The organism is Pseudomonas sp. CM27, assembly GCF_013179515.1.
Lineage (GTDB): Bacteria > Pseudomonadota > Gammaproteobacteria > Pseudomonadales > Pseudomonadaceae > Aquipseudomonas.
In genome coordinates this window covers 1-1103 of the sequence record NZ_JABMCN010000452.1, presented here as the reverse complement: position 1 = coordinate 1103, position 1103 = coordinate 1, and the positions used below count along the sequence as shown (strand labels likewise).

Genomic DNA, 1103 nt, shown 5'->3' with positions numbered 1-1103 from the left:
TGTACGCGGTGACAGGGAGCTTGATGGTCCTTAGGTCTAGGTTTACAGGTCGTTGGCTTTTCACGGCTTTTTTCACACTGAAGAGCCCCTAGCGAATCAGGGCAAAGTTGTTGGTAAGTGTACTGGTCAGGTACCCACCACCCAGGGAACGGCGACCCCCAGCAGTTCGGGCTTGCAAGCCCCTGGCGGTCGGGTGCCGAGTATAGACAGTTAGGCTGCTTATGACAACGTGACGGGGTAGCCCAAATAGCGCATTGCCTTTAGCGAACAAAAGGCGTAAATGGGCGAGAATTTCGCGAAAAACCAGGCTTCAAAGCCTGTTTCAACAAGCCTTTAGGCAAATTGACATCTGAATTTATCCCTCTATAGTGGTGCGGGCCCTGCGTGGGGGGTCTGTCTGATGATTTCTAGCATTAATAGGAGGCCACATGGCTGACAAAAAAGCGCAGTTGGTCATCGAGGGCGCTGCCCCCGTCGAGCTGCCCATTTTAACCGGCACCGTTGGTCCTGATGTAATCGACGTCCGCGGGTTGGGGGCCACTGGTCACTTCACCTTCGACCCTGGTTTCATGGCGACCGCCTCGTGCGAGTCGAAGATCACCTACATTGACGGCGACAAAGGTATCCTGCTGCACCGCGGCTACCCGATCGAGCAACTCGCCGAACAGTCCGACTACCTCGAAACCTGCTACCTGCTGCTCAACGGCGAACTGCCGAATGCCGAGCAGAAGGCCCAGTTCGTCAGCACCGTGAAAAACCACACCATGGTTCACGAGCAGCTGAAATCCTTCTTCAACGGCTTCCGTCGCGACGCTCACCCGATGGCGGTGATGTGCGGCGTGGTCGGCGCCCTGTCGGCGTTCTATCACGACTCCCTGGACATCAATAACCCGCAACACCGCGAAATTTCCGCGGTGCGCCTGGTCGCGAAAATGCCGACCCTGGCCGCGATGGTCTACAAGTACTCCATGGGCCAGCCGATGATGTACCCGCGCAACGACCTGTCGTACGCGGAAAACTTCCTGCACATGATGTTCAACACCCCGTGCGAGATCAAACCGATCAGCCCGGTGCTGGCCAAGGCAATGGACCGGATCTTCATC

The 1103-nt window shown here is 56.8% G+C and carries 1 protein-coding gene and 1 pseudogene; one reads left to right on the top strand and one right to left on the bottom strand.

Annotation, left to right across the window (positions count from 1 at the left end; all coding sequences use genetic code 11):
* Window positions 1-76: pseudogene (locus HP547_RS28890) on the bottom strand (succinate dehydrogenase, cytochrome b556 subunit); the annotation flags it as partial.
* 352 nt (window positions 77-428) lie between these two features.
* Between HP547_RS28890 and HP547_RS28885 the strand changes: the two are divergent.
* Window positions 429-1103, top strand: a 675-nt coding sequence (locus HP547_RS28885; RefSeq protein ID WP_306140782.1) for a citrate/2-methylcitrate synthase, incomplete at its 3' end; no start/stop codon positions are given.